The sequence below is a fragment of the Brevundimonas sp. UBA7507 genome (assembly GCF_002478355.1).
Lineage (GTDB): Bacteria > Pseudomonadota > Alphaproteobacteria > Caulobacterales > Caulobacteraceae > Brevundimonas > Brevundimonas diminuta_D.
The window spans coordinates 279,384-292,417 of record NZ_DLNP01000001.1 but is presented as its reverse complement, the minus strand read 5'-3'; the positions used below and the strand labels follow the sequence as shown (position 1 = coordinate 292,417).

13 protein-coding genes are annotated in these 13,034 nt (G+C 64.7%); 4 read left to right on the top strand and 9 right to left on the bottom strand.

The features are described 5' to 3' along the window. Positions 1-256 precede the first annotated feature (256 nt). Both B3D50_RS01540 and B3D50_RS01535 read right to left on the bottom strand, forming a co-directional pair. Positions 257-499, bottom strand: a complete 243-nt coding sequence (locus tag B3D50_RS01540) for a hypothetical protein (RefSeq protein ID WP_286949099.1) — start codon at positions 497-499, stop codon at positions 257-259. Continuing rightward, the gene (locus B3D50_RS01535) at positions 496-873 is read right to left on the bottom strand and encodes a hypothetical protein (protein ID WP_286949097.1); all 378 of its coding nucleotides are present in this window, start codon (positions 871-873) and stop codon (positions 496-498) included. Before B3D50_RS01535 ends, B3D50_RS01540 begins: the two co-directional genes overlap by 4 nt. An 87-nt stretch (positions 874-960) precedes the next feature. Between B3D50_RS01535 and B3D50_RS01530 the strand changes: the two genes are divergently transcribed. Continuing rightward, positions 961-1,128 (top strand): hypothetical protein, encoded by a 168-nt coding sequence (locus tag B3D50_RS01530; protein ID WP_286949095.1) that lies wholly within the window; start codon positions 961-963, stop codon positions 1,126-1,128. 7 nt (positions 1,129-1,135) lie between these two features. On the opposite strand, the gene B3D50_RS01525 is transcribed toward B3D50_RS01530, so the two are convergent. From B3D50_RS01525 to B3D50_RS01500, 6 genes are read right to left on the bottom strand one after another with little or no spacing between them, the layout of a single operon-like run. Then, positions 1,136-1,378, bottom strand: a complete 243-nt coding sequence (locus tag B3D50_RS01525; RefSeq protein ID WP_286949094.1) for a hypothetical protein — start codon at positions 1,376-1,378, stop codon at positions 1,136-1,138. 16 nt (positions 1,379-1,394) lie between these two features. Beyond that, entirely contained in the window at positions 1,395-6,428 is a 5,034-nt protein-coding gene (locus B3D50_RS01520; protein ID WP_286949092.1) for a fibronectin type III domain-containing protein, read from the bottom strand. Then, on the bottom strand, positions 6,416-6,844 hold the full coding sequence (locus B3D50_RS01515) for a DUF6950 family protein (protein WP_286949090.1): 429 nt from the start codon (positions 6,842-6,844) through the stop codon (positions 6,416-6,418). The genes B3D50_RS01520 and B3D50_RS01515 overlap by 13 nt, the downstream gene beginning before the upstream one ends. Before the next feature lie 6 nt (positions 6,845-6,850). Next, positions 6,851-7,504 carry a hypothetical protein gene (locus B3D50_RS01510; protein ID WP_286949088.1) on the bottom strand — a complete coding sequence of 218 codons (654 nt, stop codon included), beginning with the start codon at positions 7,502-7,504 and terminating at the stop codon, positions 6,851-6,853. Next, positions 7,504-8,091 (bottom strand): hypothetical protein, encoded by a 588-nt coding sequence (locus tag B3D50_RS01505; protein ID WP_286949086.1) that lies wholly within the window; start codon positions 8,089-8,091, stop codon positions 7,504-7,506. The genes B3D50_RS01510 and B3D50_RS01505 overlap by 1 nt, the downstream gene beginning before the upstream one ends. Next, a complete protein-coding gene (locus tag B3D50_RS01500) occupies positions 8,091-10,655 on the bottom strand; it encodes a hypothetical protein (RefSeq protein ID WP_286949084.1) in 2,565 nt (854 codons plus the stop codon). The genes B3D50_RS01505 and B3D50_RS01500 overlap by 1 nt, the downstream gene beginning before the upstream one ends. A gap of 107 nt (positions 10,656-10,762) precedes the next feature. On the opposite strand from B3D50_RS01500, the gene B3D50_RS01495 reads away from it, so the two are divergent. The 3 genes from B3D50_RS01495 (at position 10,763) to B3D50_RS01485 (ending at position 12,546) form a co-directional block, all read left to right on the top strand. Next, positions 10,763-11,206: a lysozyme inhibitor LprI family protein gene (locus tag B3D50_RS01495; protein ID WP_286949082.1), complete on the top strand. Its 444-nt coding sequence runs from the start codon at positions 10,763-10,765 to the stop codon at positions 11,204-11,206. A 177-nt stretch (positions 11,207-11,383) separates the two neighbouring features. Beyond that, positions 11,384-11,959, top strand: coding sequence for a hypothetical protein (locus tag B3D50_RS01490; protein WP_286949080.1), 576 nt, complete (start codon positions 11,384-11,386; stop codon positions 11,957-11,959). Positions 11,960-12,189: 230 nt separating this feature from the next. Beyond that, a complete protein-coding gene (locus B3D50_RS01485) occupies positions 12,190-12,546 on the top strand; it encodes a hypothetical protein (protein WP_286949078.1) in 357 nt (118 codons plus the stop codon). Positions 12,547-12,597: 51 nt separating this feature from the next. Here B3D50_RS01485 and B3D50_RS01480 read toward each other — a convergent pair whose 3' ends face one another. After that, positions 12,598-13,026 (bottom strand): hypothetical protein, encoded by a 429-nt coding sequence (locus B3D50_RS01480; RefSeq protein WP_286949076.1) that lies wholly within the window; start codon positions 13,024-13,026, stop codon positions 12,598-12,600. Between the last annotated feature and the right edge of the window lie 8 nt (positions 13,027-13,034).

The window sequence follows — 13,034 nt, the reverse complement described above, 5'->3', positions numbered from 1 at the left end:
CGAAGTGCGCAGGGCTCTTTTGGGGGAGGGCTACACGCAGTCAGATGTGTTCGGGCTGGAAGGCAAGGCCACGTGGCAACAGCTTCGGGAACGGTGCGGGAGCGCCGCCAAGCAGAAGGCCGACAATCACAGCTAATGGCCGATTAGGAACCAGATCCTGCACAGCCTGTTGGCCTGATATGACTGGACTTGGTGGATATCTGCTCGCGGCGCTCGACAGCCTCTTCAAACGCCTGACCGGGAATGAGCGCCTGCTCTAGTTGGCTTCCGACGCCTGATTCCGCCCGAAGTAGAAGCCGAGGATCAGCAGCATCCCGTCCTTGAACATGGACGCCACCAACATGACCGCATCGGCGTAGCGCTCGGCCACCATGTCGCCCAGCCAGGCTATCACCGGCAAGAACAGCAGGTTTCCGGCCAGGAAGCCGAGGGCGAGGATTGTCGTGGTGCGCGGCAGGTTGATCACCTGCGGCCACCACCGGGGCGGTTTTCGGCTCATGACCCAGCTCCATTCTTGATGCCGATCCCGGCGACGAAGGCGGCGGTGCCGGCCAGAAGCCACGGCGCCGTCTGACGCAGCCAGTCGACCAGGGCCTTGGCTCCCTTCTGCTGGTCCCGCGTCCCTTCCAGATCATCGATCCGCTTGAAGGCTGCGGACAGGCGGTCATTCAGCGTCTCGATCTGGCGCTCGTACTCGCGCGCCTCCAGCTTGATGACCCGTTCGCGCACGTCATCGACCTTGGCGTTCATCCGCTCGACCTGACGGCCTAGCGCGGCGACCGCGTCAGTCAGCCCGCGCATGGCATGGATTTCAGCCAGGGCCTGGGCCTCCGGCTTGCTGACCGGAGTGATGATCTCGTCGCCTGCGGACATGCGGGCTCCTACGCGATGGGTTTGAGGTGGAGGGAGGAACCAGGGCGGCCCCGCATACGCTCTAGGTCTATGGACTTGACCCCGCGAGTGTTGCTTCTAGCCCTTGGCGCCATGCTGCTGCTCGGACTGATGTTCGCCATCAATGCAGCGATCACGCAAGAAGGCCGAGCCAAGCCGTTCGGAGATCTGGACGCGGACGGCGAACCCGATGAGACGCCGAATGACAAAAGACGGGCCCTCGAAGAAGAGACTTGAGGGCTCGTCAGGCTTCCGGCTCGGCCGGGGCCTCAGGCTCTTCTTCGGCCTCGGGCTCCGGCGCGCACAGCACCTTGGCGTTGACCATGGCGAGAAGGCGCACCTGGGCCAGTTCGGCGGTCAGCCCGTCGGGATACAGTCCGTCCGTCTGCCCCTGCTCGATCAGGTTCAGGATTTCGCAGAGCTTCTGCCCCACAGCATCCTGATGTGTGCGGCGGGCCGAGAGGTGGTCTTCGAGGGTGATTGTCATGATGGCCTTTCTCCGGTCATAGGCCGGGCGTGTAGTTGACGGTGAAATCGCCAGCGCTGAACGTCGATGACCCCAAGCCGCCAGCGCGGCGGGCTTGCAACAGCAGCGTCAGGTTCCCGGCCGGTCGGGTCTGCGGCCACGGCGCGCTGGGGCTGAAATACGGGCTCAGCAGGCCAGGGACTCCGGCCGGCACGGTAATGGTCGCGGTCGCGAGCGGGGTCGTTGCGCCTTGCTCGATGACCCTGAACTCAATGTCGTTGTCCGCGAAGCCGTCGCTCGACCCGCTGAGGCCAAAGATCGACGCGTCCCACCAGCCCGTGGCCGGACGATTGGCAAAGGTCACGGACGCCAGTGTCGCAAACGACGTGCTGTTGACCGATCCGGCGCACGACGCGCGCATCATCGCTGCGCCGCCCGTCCCGCCGCCTGCGCCGAGTTCAGCGTTGCCGTAATAGACCTTGCCGTCAGTTCCGAGCGCGAAATAGCCGTTGGTGCGGCTCATGCTCGCCAGCGAAACAGTGTTGGGTCCGAACCACAGAACCAGACCGCTCGACACGCCGAAGCCGGGACCGATCGTCAGGCGACGGCCCGATATGTCCACGCTGACCGGCGCGCCGAAATAGGCTTCTCCGTTGAGCAACTCCAAGGCAGTGACGATCTGGTCGCCCACTACGTTGCGCAGAAGCAGCTTGGTCGCGGCGAACGCAATCTCACTGCCTCCCGGCCCAGCCAGCGCCTTGATGTAGGCCGGGTTGCCGCCAGAGGCGAGGATCAGCTCAAAGGCAGCTTGGCCTAGCCGCGTCACTGCATCGACGGAAGTCGATAGCGCCAGGGATGCGCGAGCATCTACGGCGTCCAGCACATCCCTGCCCGACCCGACCGTGTAGAGCGCAGGCCCGGTCGCGGTCGCGGAGGTCTCAGCCAACATGGGCCGCGCCATCCACATCCAGCTATCGGCACCCGATTGCGTCGTGCTCTTACGGGCCATCAGGACGGCGGCGACGGCTCCAGCCGGGGCCTGCGCCTTAAGCCACAGTCGGGCGTAATCGGACAAGGACGAGTTGCCGCCGCCACTCTTTGTCGTCCAGGCAGTCTCAGGCGAAGAGATGTAGCCGCCAGCCGCGTTAACCCAGCGGATGAAGAGTTTGACCTGAGACCTGTGCGCCAGAAGATAGGCGCTCACCTCATACCACTTGCCCTCCTCGACCGACACGCGCGACGAATAGACGTCGACCTGCGCCGTGGCATGACTAACCGTCAGCACCCGCTCGCCTAGTGGGTGATAGCCGGACGGCCCCCCGTTGATGTTGATCGGCACGTTGGCCGTCCACCCCGCAGTGGTGGCGAAGTCGGTGTTGGTCAGGAGGTTGCCGGATCGGCTGCTGACCGAGGCGGCGAGATTGGCGCTAAGTTGGGCTGATGATGCAGATGCGCTGGCATTTGACGCTTGCGTCACTGCTGTCGCAGCGGCGGCTTGGGCGTCGTTTTTGGCAGATACCGCCGTCCCAGATGCCGTCGATGCCGTCACCGCCGATCCCGCCGCATCAGAAGCCGAAGATGCTGCCTGATTGCGATAGGTCAGTGCCTCGCCTGCGCGGGTAGCAGCCGTCGTTGCCGATCCCTCCGCCGCCGCCGCCTTCTCGCCCGCAGTTGTGGCCGATGCGGCTGCGTTGCTCGCTGAGGTGGACGCGGCAGAGGCGGACGACTGCGCCTGCCCCTTGGCAGTTTCGGCGGCATCCTTGGCGGCTGTGGCGGCGACCTGTGATGCCTGTGCAGCCGATGCAGAGTTGCCCGCCTCTGTCGCCTTGGTATTGGCCGTGGACGCAGACCCTGCAGCCGCCGTCGCAGAACCAGCAGCCGCGTCCCGGCTGTTCGCCGCGTTGGTGGCGCTACTGCTGGCGCTCGCCGCCGAGCCCGCCGCGTCGTCGCGGCTGCTGGCGGCTTGGGTCGCTGCGGTCTGGGCCTGACCTCGCGCAGTTTCGGCTTGGGTTTTTGCGGTCTGTGCCGCACTCGCGGCTTGCCCCGCAGCCGTATCACTGGCCGCCGCGCTGGCCGCCGAAGTGGCCGCCGCTGAAGCTGAACCGGCAGCGTTGACGCTTTCGGTGATGTCGCGAACCGAAAAGGCCGTGATCCGCATCTGAGCGCCGGGCTCCCCCGCACTGGCCGCTGCGTTGAGGTTCGGGGTGCATCCAAGCGACAGCCATTCGGGGCCCGGGCTGATCGTGCTGCCGCCCGGAACCGATACCCCGCAGCCGATGCGGTACACCACTTCTGCGCTGCCGCCAGAAGCAACCGGGGTTATGGCCATCCACGAGCCGTAGTTTAGGCTGGCGTGGTTCGCGTCGAACCGGGCGACGCCGATGCGGACACTGGCGGCGGGCGTCCCGGCCGGGACCTCGGCGCGTAGCCTGATCTCGATGACCTTGCCTTGAACCCAGCGCACACGCTGCTTGGGTCCGGCGTTCAGGATGGTGCCGATCGGAGGGACAAACGCACCGTTAACCACGCGCTGAGGCGCCAGGCTCGGCCGATCCGCCGGAGCCCCCGACGTTCCGAGGTCCGTCCACAGATCGGCTGCGATGGCGTCAGGAAGCCCCGCGATGGCCGTACCGACCGCTCCATCTTTCGCCGCCGAGGCCGACACAGACGATGCCTGAGACGCCGCAGCACTCACCCCCGCTGCATCTGCGAACGACGAGGCCTGATTGCGAGCCGTGACGGCGGCACTCGATGCGGCTTGGGCATCGTTCTTGGCCGTGGTGGCGATACCGGCCTGCGTCGTCGCTGTGGCTGCGGCTCCGGTCGCCGTCGTCGCGCTGTTCGCTGCCGAGGATTGCGCCGTTTCCGCGCCCGCCCGAGCGGTTTCCGCAGCGGTCTTGGCGGTCTGGGCCGCGCTTGCGGAGCTTTCCGCACCAGCCTTAGCGATGAGCGCGTCAGCCTTTGCCTGGGTGGCCGCAGCCTCAGAAGCCGCCGCAGCCGCCGCCGAAGTCGCCGCGCTGGCCGTGTCGCCGTAGACCTCTTCCAGAGCCTCGACCGCTTGACGGTTTTGATCCGCCAGCGTCGCCGTGTTCGTCAGCCTGTCGAGGACGTCCTGGACCGGCTCAGTGTTCAGGTGTGACGGCTCCAAGTTGGGCGCCGTGTAGGGGCCGTAAACGTAGCGTTCGGAGTAGTTCTGATCGCGCTGGTACTGGACGGCGATGTAATAGGTCGCGCCCGGCTGGAGGCCATCGATCGGGATGTTCGTGACGGTCGGAGGGCCTTGGTACGCCTGGGTCCACGGCCCGGTGTCGGTCGGCCCATGTTCAACGATGACCGCCGTGGCCGTCTCGTTTGAAACGATTCCGCCAAGGTCGAAGCCGGGAAGCTGGCCGCCGCCGGGCGCCGGGGGACGGGGAATGATCGTCCAGTCGCCGGGGAGCGGGGGCGACACATGCGTGGGGTCGACCGGAGTTAAGGCCGGTGGCGGCGGGGGACTGGGCGTTTGCCCGAATGCGTAGGGATATTTCGCATCGGTCTCCGACACGAAGGTCACCGTGTGAACGCCGGTGTTCGCGTCGTAGTTGGTCTCCAGGCAGAGACACTTCAGCCCGTCCAGCACGAACTCGGGCTCGGTGATCGTGAAGGCCGATCCCGGGCCGATCCCTTGCATGTAGGATTTGAGCGGGATGCGACCCGAGATGCCCTCCCGAGTATGGGCGAGCCCCAGGCAGATCAGTTCGGCCGCCTGCTTGGCCTTGTCGACGTAGCTGTAGGTGACGGGCACCGAACGCTTACGGCCGCCATCCTCCGTCACCCATTGGGAGGACGAGACCTCCGGCAGAGCCGTCATCTTCCATCCATCGGCCTCGGACAAATAGGTCGCGACGCCGGTGTTCTTCCGGTCGAGGTAGCTGGCGCTGGTGTCGAGTTCGATAGGCCCGGCCGTGTCGGCCGCCGTGATGGTCGCTACGCTGACGCGCGGAGCCGCACGGTGAATGCACGACGCCTTACCCGCACGCTCGATGTAATAGGCCCCGCCCGCCTGCAGGAAGGCGTCCAGCACTTGAGCCTTGTCGTCGTCGGTCGAGGGCCAGGCCGCGCAGGTCCAGCCGTGCGTGTCCGCAATATTGGCCGCTTCGGTGAAGGCGGCGACGTCGATATTTTCCCAGCGGGTGCCGATGCCTCCGACCTGATAGTCGGCCTGAGGGGCGCCTTTGCCGTTCGGACCCTCCCAGAGCCCCAGAAGCCACTTCACCGACCACAAGATCGGGTTCGCGCTATAGGCCCAGGTGGACGGGTCATTCAGACGCTGGGGGCCGGAGCCGCCCGGATAGGTGCTGTCGCGTCGCCAGTCATAGACGCGCAGCCCGCGGATGATCGTGCGAGGCTTGGGATACTGCCCCTTGTAGGCCGAGTGCTTGCTGTTCTCGGACAGCGTGAGGATGAAAGCCGCTTTGCCTGACAGCTTGTGGCTCGCTCCCCAGTTCGGAAGCGAAGCCCCGCCTTGGAGGCCCGATGGAGAGGCGAGGTACGATCCCTCGGGCTGAAAACCCAGCTGCGTCCTGCGCCACATGACATTGGCGTAGTAGGAGCTATTCGCCTTGCCGCTGGCGTCGAAGGTGACGGCGATATCGTTCGCCGTGAAGCTCTCGAAGGCGTCGATTGGCCCGGCATCAGAGACGACCGTGACCGCGCTGAAATACATGCGGTCGTTCGGGCCATAGGCAGCCTTGTGGCGCAGGTCGCCACCTACCGCGATCCGTCCCGCGGCGAAGTGCAGAGGGCCGTTCGGATCACCGACCCACCCAAGCGCGCCGCCTGCGCTCGAGACCTTCGGCTGGGCAAGAGACCCGCCGATGCTGGATACCAGACTGCCGACTGAAAGCAGGGCTCCAGCCGAGACGCTGAAGCTGCCCACCGACAGCACGGCACTGGTCGCGAGGCTGGCTGAACCCAACAAACCAACGCCGGCGCCCATCGCCAGAGCCATGCCTCCGGTAGCCACGACCGCACCGACGATCATGATCGCCGTGCCGACCGCTTTCACAGCCTTCGCCATCAGACCATCCAAACCTTCAGGGGGAGAAAGTCGGGCGCGAGCTTGATCGCCACCCCGACATCGGCGCCGTCCTGGTAGCCGCTGACGTGGCCGTCCCCGAGGTAGACGCCGATGCTGCAGCCGAAGGCGTCATCACCCGGCATCGCCACCAGATCGGCGGGGCGAACCATGGAGAAAGGGATCGCCAGCAACCCGGCCGCATCCACACCCTCAATGAGAGAGGCGAAGCCCAGCTTGCGCATGGCGCGATAGGCCCCGGCTTCTGAGCCCCACTTCACGCCCTTGAGCAGGCCCGTAGACTGCTTGCGCAGGTGCAGGACGTAGCGAGCCTGACGCACGCAGTCGTACTGCTTGAAGTCGAGGGGCTTGCCGATGAAGCGCGCAGCACATTGCTGGGCGACCCGCACCCTTTCATCCCAGATATTCATGAGACCTCAGACTTGGTTTTGGATGACGCCAGGCCAGTCGCGGAAACCGCCGCCGCCTCCCCCGCCGGGCGCGGGACGGCTGGAGCTGATCGCCCCCGGAGGCGCCTCTGTGCGCCAGTAGTCGGCATCGGTCAGGCGCGAGACATTGGCGTGGCCCAACTCGCCCCAGATCTTCCTGTGCATCGCGTCGTTCGCGCGCCAGTCCGTGTTCGGGATCAACTGCAGCTCAGACTCGGTGCCGCACTCGATGACGACCGACCAACTGCTCTCGTCGACGCTGAATCGGGCCTTGTCGTAATGGCCCTGGAACTTCAGGAGGGGTTGGCCGATCAGGAGGCCGGTCGCCGGATCGATCGAGCCTTCCCACCACTGAACGAGGCCCGTTTGGTTTAGTGGATCGGACAGCGCTGCGACGGCGACGTCGCTCTCGGCATTGATCATCAGTTCAGAGCGGGTCGTCGTGCCGGAGCCGCCCTCGGTCAGTTGGCCGATGGTGTCCAGCGACCCGATGCCAGGATGCGCCGCGAGGTAGAGCTCGCCCCCATAGACCGCGAACCCGCCGTCCGTCAGCCGCACGACGCCAGAGCGCAACTCCATCCGAACAAGCACGCACGGTACGTAGGCGGGCTGGCGCTGGGCGTTGGAGAGGACCGGATCCATCAGGCGGTCTCCCTCACCTTGAACTGGATCATGACCAGCCGATCGACACCGACCTCCCAGCTCTTCATGTCGCGCACAAAGCCCTCGATCATGGGGGCCGCCAGCTTCACCACATCGTTGTCCTGGGGCGGGAAGCGCAGCATGGTCCGCAGCTGGATTTGCGCCTGACCTGAAGCGTTCGCGGTTGCATCCGCAGCTGCCCGATAGAGGTAGTGGCGCCCCAGAGTGACGACGTTCAGAAACTGGCCCTTGCGGACCACGTAGCCGGGCGTCAGGCCATCGACAGTCAGGAAGATGCCGCCCTGCCCCGCTCCGTTCACGCGCGGAGTTCCTGGTGATCCAACATCAAACCCCGGCTGATAGACCGCCATCAGAACCGTCGCGCCCTCGGCGTTCAAGTCGTCCCACGCCATGGAGGTGACGTAGCTCATGGGCGGCATGGTGAAGGTCAGGGCATAGCGAGAGCCCTTGCGCTGCCGCTCCTGTTCATCACCCCCAAGAGCCGAGACCAGCACGTTCTTGTTGGTCAGGAGTTCGATGCCCATGCCCGAAGGCGCCGGACTGGAGGGAAGTGTCAGAACCGGCATCAACGCCCCCTGCGATATGGCGCGATCCGAACCGCCCGCTGCCGCTGGCCCTCGCTCGCCTGGTACGAGGCGACCCCGGCCTGGGCCGATAGCGGCGCGGCCGTCTCCGTCGATAGGGCGATGAAGCTGTCCCGCTCCGGCCTGACGATGACCTCGTGCTGGACGCGCTGGACTTGAGCCTGTCCTGACCCGCCAGAGGCCAGCGCACCCAACGGCATCGCAAACCCGTTGCGCGGCATGAGGATATCTTCTGGACCATGCTCCCCGACGCGATACCAGTTGCCGCCGCTCATGGCGCCGCCGGTCGCCCTGCCCCCGCCGAAGCTGAAGATTGAACCGATCCCGCTGGCGATGGACGACCAGAAGCCGCCGCCCTCCTTGCCCATTCCCTTGGCGGCATCGGTCAGGAGGTCGAACAAGTCGTCCGCCAAGTTGTCCAACATCCGCGTCGTGAAGCGGTCGGCCAGGTTGTCGAAGAAGCCGCCCAGGTCGCCGTCGATGGCGGCCTTGATCCCATCGGTGAAGGCGTAGCGGAACTCGTCTCGCATCCGGCCTGTCTGGTCGGCCGTGTCCAGGCGCTGCCACTCGTTCTCCGCTTGTGAGCGGCGCTCTGCATCCGTCTTCAGATCAGTGCGCAGCGATAGCAGGTCGTTGATCCGCTGTTCGATCCAGAGTTCGCGCTCCCGCTCCTTGATGCGGTCGGGGTCGCCTTCCAGCCGGGCGATCTCGGCTTCGAAGCCCAGGCGGTCGAGGAGGAGATCGTTCTGGCGACGAACGCTTTCACCCAGCTCTTCCCAGAACGCGAGGCTCTTCTGCTCCCAATCGGCGATCTGTTCAGAACGATCGCGAATGGCATCAAGCGCCTTCAGATGATCCTGCGCCTTGGTGGCGGCGTCCTCATATCCGGCTCGCTCGAAGTCGGCAGTCAGTCGCGCCAGTTCCTGCTTACGCTCCAGCGCCTTGATCTGGGCGCTGTTGCCACTGGCTCGGGCGAGATCCAGCGCATTCTGCAGGTCGAGCGCCTCGCGCATGGCGGCGATGTCGGCTTCTGTCAGGCCGGTGCGGACACGACCGCTGCGTCTATCCTCTTTAGCCCCGCCGGGTTGCAGCAATGCCGGGGGAAGCGAGAAGCCGCCCGGCACCGATGTATCGACTTCAGGAGCGGACGGGATTGCGGCGTCGCTGGCCTTCTGGATGCGAGACAGTTCCGCCAAGTTTGACGTGATCCGGCGCTCAATCCTCTGGCGACGGCTTGCTGAGGCGCCTTCCTGCTCCAGGCGAGCGAGGTTGCTTCGATTGAATGCCAGGTCTCGCCGAACCGCAGCCTCATCGCGTGTTGGGGCGGGCGCGAACGACCCTTGGCTGACCAGCAGACCCGCCCCAAGGGCAGCCGAACCGGCCAGCGGAAGGATTGCGCCCCCCTTTGCGCCACCTGCAACTACGCCTGCCAGCGCGAGGCGCGTATCGTTTGCGAGCTTGATGATCTTGCCCAGACCGGCGAGGACGCCTGCAATTGGCCCACCGGCAGCGACCAGGCCCAGCAGGGCAAGGCCCGCCACTTGGACACCTCCCGGAAGGTCGTTGAAGGCCTTCAAGACGTTCGTGGCCGCGCCAAACACCTGCGTCATGGCGGGGGGAAGCTCTTGGCCCCGCGAACGCGCAGCCTTGTTGAACTCCGCCGTCATCGCGCGGGTCTTGCCGGTGGCCGAGTCGGCTTCCGTTGCCGCGCGCCCTTCAGCTACCCCAAGCTTCTCGATGATGAGGTTAGCCCGTGCGATGGACTTGGCGGCCTCGTCGGCTTCCGATGCGTTGCCTTTGAAGCCGAGGCGAAGAAGCTCAGCCTCGACGGCCGCCTGACTGATCACGACGCCGAAGGCCTTGAGCGGCTCGGTCTCGCCCGTAAGGCCAGAGACGATCTTCTGAAGGGACTCCGCGTCGGAGACATTGAACATCGCCCCAGCGTCCACGCCGCGCGCCGTCAAGGCCTCGACCATCTTCGTCGCGGTTTGAGCAGCAACGCCGGTTCCGGTCAGAACCAGTTGGAGCTTGGTCATCTGCTCTCGCAGAATCACAGCGTCACGGCCCGAGGCGTCAGCTAGAGCTTCGGAGAAAATACGAGCGCCCCTCGCTCCCGTGGCGAACGCCATATCGAATGACGCTTCGATCTCTTCAGCGTCAGCCGCGAGTTTCAGCGAGTAGGCCGTGATCGCTGCGAAGGCGAGTTGGGCGGATCGCGAAATGCCCGCGAACGTCTGGCCGATGTCGGCGCCCAGATCGCGGTATCGACCCTTCAGGTCTTTAGCGACGCGCTCGGCCGCTGCCCGCACCTCGTCCTCGGTGTAGTTCGAGGCGTTGCGGATGATCCGCATAGAGCGCTCGAACTCGCTGTGACCAGCATCCGAGAAGGCGCGCTTCAGCTCAGCCTGAGCATGGCGAGCGGCGTCCTCGACCTTCTTCATCTCGGCCTTGGTCTCGCGCTCGGCGCGGGCCAGGTCGGACTTCAGCTTGTCGGTCGTGGCACGCAGCTCAAAGGCTGCCGAACCCACTACAGGGGCGTCGGACATGGGAAGGCTCCAGTTTTGGGAGGGCTGCGCGTTGCCCATTTTCTCGAATGGTCAGCATCCAGCGCGGATGCCAGTATCGGCGCCTAGTTCACTCAAGGGAGGTCGCGATGGCGGCGCTGTTGGCTCTATTCGGTGCGCTGTCGATCAGCTCGGCGACGGTTCAGGACGATTGGCCAGATCTCGACTGCGCCAACGCAGGCTCGACGATGGAGCAGAACGTCTGCGCGGGGCGCGATGTCAGGGCCCTGGAGGAGAACCTGCGCCTGTACACGGATACCGCCTATGCGGTCCTGCGCGAGAACGGCGAGAGAGACTCCGAGGCCTTGATAGCGGAAATCCGTGAGGGCGAACGTCGGTGGCGGGCCTATGTGCAGGCGGCGTGTGGTGCGGTGGACACCTATTGGAAGCCTGGCACGATCCGTACAGTCATGGCCGCCAGTTGCGAGATGGAGCTGATCCGGGAACGCACCCACCACATCTGGCGCGAGTATCTGACGCCGATGGAAGGGCTGCCTCGCCTGGCCGAGCCTCCACGTAGCGGTTTCGACTGAGGCCAGCCTCCAAAGAAAAAGGCCCGCCGGAGCGAGCCTTGTTCGAATTCTGTTCAGGGTGACGAAGTTCTGCGAGCGAGGCAGCTTAGCCGCTCATACGGGGGTGACAGCGTGCCTAGTGCCTATCCAGACGACGTCTCACCACAGCTAACCAATGATCAGGTGGTGCTGAAGCGAATGGTCTTTTTCGCCGCGGGAATGGAGGCTGTTGCGGAGCATTCATTGATGGAGGCGCATGTCAGCCACCTCCTTACAAAGTTGCTTGGCAAAAACCCCGGGGCGTCGATTGCGATTTTTGAGGGCTTGAGCGGCGCGCAAGCTCAGGCAAAAGCTCTGAAGAGAGTGGCGAACGAAGCCCTAACTCCCGACGACAAAGCGCTGCTCTTCAAGATTATGGACTGCTGCAAAGCCGCCTCAACAGGGCGAGATACCATCTCTCACCGGCTGTGGCTCATGGACGACCAGTTCCCTGACGCCGTAGTGCTATATGAGCCAGCGGCTATGTGGCGCCTAAGCATCAAAAGCGAGGCTCTGAATGATCAGGGGCCGATCTCTATTGAGGCGGCCAAGAATGTCCAAGCGCAGATGCGACAGGCCGCACAGATATGGCGAATGAACGATTTCGACCTTGTGAAACGCCAAGCTGGCAAGGCGTCGGTGGCGCTGGTCGCATTCGGAGAAGCGTTGACGCTAGGTGTGACAGACGCCGGCCACACCAAGCGACAACAGATCGACGCTCTTCTGAAGTTCTAGCCTTTCGCGAAGACTTCCCTGACCGAGCGGACGATGCGAACACATGGCCATGTCATCCTCTCCGTTTGGCTGACGAGAACATTGCCTGCGCCGTCGAAATAGAGAGGGAGGTCGCAGTCCAGGGCGCTATGACCAGCCACTCGAGCAAGTAGGCCCTCATACCGCTCCACGATCTCCCTCGCCTCTTCCTCAGTCATGGTGATCTCCTCGAGCCCTGCTACTCTCTCGACATGGCCACCGACCCCGACGACCGCTTTGCCGATCTGAACGAGCGCATCAGCCGCCTGGAGAAGGCCAAGCCAGATGTCTCAACGCCCGAGCTGTCTCAATCGAGCCGTCGGACCCTGAGCTCGGCCGACAGACGCTTTCGTCGCGTGAACGGCTGGACGATCGCCATCGTGCTGGTTCTCGTCCTGGGTCTGGGCGTCGCTCAGAACTGGGGCAAGCTCTCGCTATTGGAGATGCTCTGGGGCTCTCTTCCCTTCTTCCTGGCCGCTGCCGGGGTTTGCGCGGTCAATCTGTTCTATTGGGAGCTTGGCAAGGGCGCTGCGCGCCGGATCTGGAAACGTCAACCGCCACCCAAATGAAGTGCAGCCAGGTGGGATCGGCCACAGTCATGGTGATCTCCTAGGCGGCGGCTATCCGTTTCGAGATACCCACTCTTCCTCCGCACGTGCGCGTTCCGGGCCGCAAAGCCTCGGCGTTAGGGACCGACCGTTTTCGTCGCACCAGTCGTGGAAAGCCACGACGCCGTTGGCATGATCAATGCGGACCGACGCCAGATCCAGCAATTGGTAATCGGCGATCCCCTTCCAGTTGACCTTATCGAGGTCAGATCGCCCCCATGAGAACGACAGAGCGGGAGCATCGCCGTCGTTGCCGAACTTATCGGAGGTTTCGACCCTCACGGAGAACCCATCCAGGGTATCGCGCTTTCCGCGCCGGAGGGCCTCCCGCTTGGCGTCGGAGAAGACAGACTCGATGTAATCAGCCTTGATGTCGCCCGTCAGTGGCTGTCCGCACGCCGAGATAACCCCCACCGCCGCCAGCGCCGCCCATCGCTTCATGACTCACC

Bases quoted from the DNA above. Each gene is read 5' to 3' on its own strand.
- B3D50_RS01540 (WP_286949099.1), bottom strand. From the start codon at position 499: ATGAGCCGAAAACCGCCCCGGTGGTGGCCGCAGGTGATCAACCTGCCG.
- B3D50_RS01535 (WP_286949097.1), bottom strand. From the start codon at position 873: ATGTCCGCAGGCGACGAGATCATCACTCCGGTCAGCAAGCCGGAGGCC.
- B3D50_RS01525 (WP_286949094.1), bottom strand. From the start codon at position 1,378: ATGACAATCACCCTCGAAGACCACCTCTCGGCCCGCCGCACACATCAG.
- B3D50_RS01515 (WP_286949090.1), bottom strand. From the start codon at position 6,844: ATGAATATCTGGGATGAAAGGGTGCGGGTCGCCCAGCAATGTGCTGCG.
- B3D50_RS01510 (WP_286949088.1), bottom strand. From the start codon at position 7,504: ATGGATCCGGTCCTCTCCAACGCCCAGCGCCAGCCCGCCTACGTACCG.
- B3D50_RS01505 (WP_286949086.1), bottom strand. From the start codon at position 8,091: ATGCCGGTTCTGACACTTCCCTCCAGTCCGGCGCCTTCGGGCATGGGC.
- B3D50_RS01500 (WP_286949084.1), bottom strand. From the start codon at position 10,655: ATGTCCGACGCCCCTGTAGTGGGTTCGGCAGCCTTTGAGCTGCGTGCC.
- B3D50_RS01495 (WP_286949082.1), top strand. From the start codon at position 10,763: ATGGCGGCGCTGTTGGCTCTATTCGGTGCGCTGTCGATCAGCTCGGCG.
- B3D50_RS01490 (WP_286949080.1), top strand. From the start codon at position 11,384: ATGGTCTTTTTCGCCGCGGGAATGGAGGCTGTTGCGGAGCATTCATTG.
- B3D50_RS01485 (WP_286949078.1), top strand. From the start codon at position 12,190: ATGGCCACCGACCCCGACGACCGCTTTGCCGATCTGAACGAGCGCATC.
- B3D50_RS01480 (WP_286949076.1), bottom strand. From the start codon at position 13,026: ATGAAGCGATGGGCGGCGCTGGCGGCGGTGGGGGTTATCTCGGCGTGC.